General features: G+C 62.3%; 3 protein-coding genes. All 3 read left to right on the plus strand.

What is annotated here, in order from left to right; all coding sequences use genetic code 11:
• The first annotated feature begins 21 nt into the window (after positions 1-21).
• The 3 genes from gcvT (at position 22) to gcvP (ending at position 4,480) form a co-directional block, all read left to right on the plus strand.
• Complete coding sequence (gene gcvT / locus E1297_RS03980) at positions 22-1,116, plus strand: glycine cleavage system aminomethyltransferase GcvT (protein ID WP_155134191.1); 1,095 nt, start codon at positions 22-24, stop codon at positions 1,114-1,116.
• A gap of 18 nt (positions 1,117-1,134) precedes the next feature.
• Entirely contained in the window at positions 1,135-1,500 is a 366-nt protein-coding gene (gcvH, locus tag E1297_RS03985) for a glycine cleavage system protein GcvH (RefSeq protein ID WP_155134194.1), read from the plus strand.
• A gap of 124 nt (positions 1,501-1,624) precedes the next feature.
• A complete protein-coding gene (gene gcvP, locus E1297_RS03990; RefSeq protein WP_155134197.1) occupies positions 1,625-4,480 on the plus strand; it encodes an aminomethyl-transferring glycine dehydrogenase in 2,856 nt (951 codons plus the stop codon).
• Positions 4,481-4,486: the final 6 nt, after the last annotated feature.

Below are 4,486 nucleotides of genomic sequence, written 5' to 3' on the forward strand. Positions count from 1 at the left end.
GCTAAAAGAGAGGTTTATGAGATGCCTGGTTTGAACCGCACGCCGTTGTATGACTTGCACGTTGAGTTGGGTGGTAAGATAGTTGATTTTGCTGGTTGGGAGATGCCTGTTCAGTATCCTTTGGGGATCATGGGGGAGCATAAGCAGTGTCGTGAGAAGGCGGCGTTGTTTGATGTGTCTCACATGGGTCAGGTGATCCTGCGGGGCGAGAATGTGGGTGAGAAGCTGGAAGCTCTTTGCCCTCAGGCCTATGCGACCCTGAAGGAAGGCAAGGCGCGGTACGGGTTCTTTACGAACGCGGAAGGCGGGATCATGGATGACCTGATCGTGTCGAACGCGGGGGATCACTATTTTGTGGTGGTGAACGCGGCGCTGCGCCATCAGGACATTCCGCATATGCGTGACAACCTTGAAGGCGTCGAAGTGACCGAGATCTTCGACCGCGCGCTGGTGGCCGTACAGGGCCCTGCGGCGGAAAACGTGGTGGGTGAGCTGTGCCCCGCGGCCCGCGATCTGAAGTTCATGGAAACCACCCTGGCCGATATCAACGGCGTCGAATGCCGCATCTCGCGCCTGGGCTATACCGGCGAGGATGGCTACGAGATCTCGATCCCCGAGGACAAGGCGATCGAGATCAGCAAGGCCTTCCTGGCGCATGAGGATTGCGAACCGGCGGGTCTGGGCGCGCGTGACAGCCTGCGGCTGGAGGCGGGTCTGTGCCTTTATGGTAATGACATTGACCAGAGCACCTCGCCGATCGAGGCATCCTTGGGCTGGGCGATCCAGAAGCGCCGCAAGGAAGAGGGCGGTTTCCCGGGGGCGGCCCGCGTTCAGAAGGAACTGGCCGAAGGGGCCGCGCGCAAGCTGGTGGGCATCAAGCCCGAAGGTCGTGCACCTGCCCGTCAGGGCGTGGAAGTGCAATGCCTTGAGGGCAACAGCATCGGTCAGATCACCTCAGGCAGCTTTGGCCCCACGGTCGGTGGCCCTGTTGCAATGGGCTATGTGTCCGCGGGCCATGGCGAGCCGGGCGAGAAGGTGAACCTGATCATCCGGGGCAAGGCGCAACCGGCCGAGATCGTGGCGCTGCCCTTCGTCAAACAGAATTACAAGCGTTGAAGTCAGGAGAGAGAAGACATGGCAACCTATTATTCCGAAGAGCATGAATGGCTGACCGTCGAAGGGGACACAGCCACTCTGGGCATCACTAAACATGCCGCCGAGCAGCTGGGTGAAGTGGTGTTCGTCGAGCAGCAGGAAGCTGGCGACGAGTTCGAAAAGGGCGGTGAGATCGGCGTGATCGAATCCGTCAAGGCCGCGTCCGAGCTGTATGCCCCGGTCGATGGCGAGATCGTCGAGGTGAACGAGGCGCTGGCCGACAATCCCGGCGCGCTGAACGAAGACCCCGAGGGTGAGGCCTGGATCTACAAGGTCAAGATCAGCGACGCATCGCAGCTGGAAGATCTGATGGATCTGGACGGCTACAAGGCCCTGATCGGCTAAGCCCGTACCGGAGCCCCGGTTTGGGGCTCCGCATGTTCGGGCCGGCCCTTGTCCGGCCCTCTCCCTACTACCGGAGGCTGTCGCAGTCTCCGCCCGACCTGACCTATTCGACAGGAGCGCTGCAATGGCCTTCAAACTGACCGACTACGAAGCCTATGACTTCGCCAATCGCCGCCACATCGGCCCGTCGCCTACCGAGATGCGCGACATGCTCAAGGTGATCGGCTTCAAGACGCTGGACCAGCTGATCGACGCCACCGTCCCGCCCGCGATCCGGCAGAAGGAACCGCTGGACTGGGGTCCGGCCATGACCGAACGCGATGCGCTGTTCTACATGAAAGAGGTGGCGAGCAAGAACAAGGTTCTGACCTCGCTGATCGGTCAGGGCTATTACGGCACCACCACGCCGGCACCGATCCTGCGCAACATCCTGGAAAACCCGGCCTGGTACACCGCCTACACGCCGTACCAGCCCGAGATCAGCCAGGGTCGTCTTGAGGCGCTGTTGAACTTCCAGACGATGGTCAGCGACCTGACCGGGCTGGACGTGGCCAACGCCTCGCTGCTGGACGAAGCCACTGCAGCCGCCGAAGCGATGGCGATGGCCAAGCGCGGCGGCCGGTCCAAGGCCAACAACGCGGCCTTCTTTGTCGACAAGAACTGCCACCCGCAGACCATCGCAGTCATTAAAACGCGCGCTGAACCTCTGGGCATCGACGTGCAGGTGGCTGATCCCGACCAACTGGACGCGGGCGCCGTTTTTGGCGCGATCTTCCAGTACCCGGGCACGCATGGTCACGTGCGCGACTTCACATCGGAAATCGCGGCCCTGCATGAACATAAAGCCATCGCTATCGTGGCGGCCGACATCCTGTCGCTGGCGCTGCTGAAGTCACCGGGTGAGATGGGCGCGGATATCGCCATCGGCTCGACCCAGCGCTTTGGCGTGCCGATGGGCTATGGCGGCCCGCACGCTGCTTACATGGCAACCACCGACAAGCTGAAGCGGGCAATGCCCGGCCGGATCATCGGTGTGTCGATCGACAGCCGCGGCAACAAGGCCTACCGCCTGGCGCTGCAGACCCGCGAGCAGCACATCCGCCGCGAGAAAGCCAACTCGAACGTCTGCACCGCGCAGGCGCTGCTGGCCGTCATTGCCTCGATGTATGCCGTGTATCACGGCCCCGACGGCATCAAGGCCATCGCGCAATCGGTGCACCGCAAGACCTCACGCCTGGCCGCCGGTCTGGAAGAGGCGGGCTTCTCGGTCGAGCCGGAAGTGTTCTTCGACACCATCACGGTTGAGGTCGGCCATCTGCAGAATGTTGTCATGGAGGCCGCCGTGGCCCGTGGCGTCAACCTGCGCAAGGTTGGCGAGACCAAGGTCGGCATCAGCCTGGATGAACAGACCCGGCCCGAGACCATCGAGGCCGTCTGGGGTGCCTTCGGCATCGACCGCAAGGATGACAGCTCGAACAAGCAGTACCGCCTGCCGGATTATGCGCTGCGCGAGACGCCTTATCTGACCCACCCGATCTTCCACAAGAACCGGGCCGAGGCTGAGATGACCCGCTATATGCGTCGTCTGGCCGACCGCGACCTGGCGCTGGATCGGGCGATGATCCCGCTGGGCTCGTGCACCATGAAGCTGAACGCCACGATCGAGATGATCCCGGTCACCTGGCCCGAGTTCGGCAATCTGCACCCGTTCTGCCCCGAAGATCAGGCGCAGGGCTATCTTGAGATGATTGCCGATCTGAACGACAAGCTGTGCCAGATCACCGGCTATGACGCGATCAGCCAGCAGCCCAACTCGGGCGCGCAGGGTGAATATGCAGGCCTGCTGACCATCCGCAACTATCACTTCGCCCGCGGCGAAGGGCACCGCAATGTCTGCCTGATCCCGACCTCGGCCCATGGCACCAACCCGGCCTCGGCCCAGATGGTGGGCTGGCAAGTTGTGCCGGTGCAGGCGGATGAGAACGGCAACATTGATCTGAATGACTTCCGCGCCAAGGCGGAAAAGCACTCGGATCATCTGGCTGCCTGCATGATCACCTATCCGTCCACCCATGGCGTGTTCGAGACCACCGTGCAGGAGGTCTGCCAGATCACCCATGATCACGGCGGTCAGGTCTATATCGACGGCGCCAACATGAACGCCATGGTCGGCCTGTCGCGTCCGGGTGACATTGGCGGCGACGTCAGCCACCTGAACCTGCACAAGACCTTCTGCATCCCGCATGGCGGTGGTGGCCCCGGCATGGGTCCTATCGGCGTCAAGGCGCATCTGGAAGAGCACCTGCCGGGTCATCCGGAATACGGCACTGCCGTGGGTCCGGTCTCGGCGGCACCGTTTGGCTCGCCCTCGATCCTTCCCGTCTCATGGGCCTATGTGCTGCTGATGGGTGGCGCGGGTCTGACCCAGGCGACCAAGGTGGCGATCCTGAACGCCAACTACATCGCGGCACGTCTGCAGGATGCTTATCCCATCCTCTACACCTCCGAGACAGGTCGTGTGGCGCATGAATGCATCCTCGACACCCGTCCTCTGGCGGATGAGGGCAATGTGAGTGTGGACGACGTGGCCAAGCGTCTGGTCGATTCAGGCTTCCACGCCCCGACCATGTCCTGGCCGGTGGCGGGCACCCTGATGGTCGAGCCTACGGAATCGGAACCCAAGGACGAGCTGGACCGCTTCTGTGACGCCATGCTCTCGATCCGCTCCGAGGCGCAGGACATCATCGACGGCAAGATCGATGCGGACAACAACCCGCTGAAAAACGCCCCCCACACGGTGCGCGATCTGGTCGGCGACTGGGACCGCCCCTACACCCGCGAACAGGCTTGCTTCCCTCCGGGCTCCATGGGCGTCGACAAATACTGGTCCCCCGTCAACCGCGTCGACAACGCATACGGCGACAGAAACCTAATCTGCACATGCCCGCCCATGTCAGAATACGAAGAAGCCGCAGAGTAATAGAGA

This window comes from Roseibium sp. RKSG952, from assembly GCF_009711355.1.

Coding starts and splice junctions, on each gene's coding strand:
- gcvT (WP_155134191.1), top strand. CDS start 22: ATGCCTGGTTTGAACCGCACGCCGTTGTATGACTTGCACGTTGAGTTG.
- gcvP (WP_155134197.1), top strand. CDS start 1,625: ATGGCCTTCAAACTGACCGACTACGAAGCCTATGACTTCGCCAATCGC.
- gcvH (WP_155134194.1), top strand. CDS start 1,135: ATGGCAACCTATTATTCCGAAGAGCATGAATGGCTGACCGTCGAAGGG.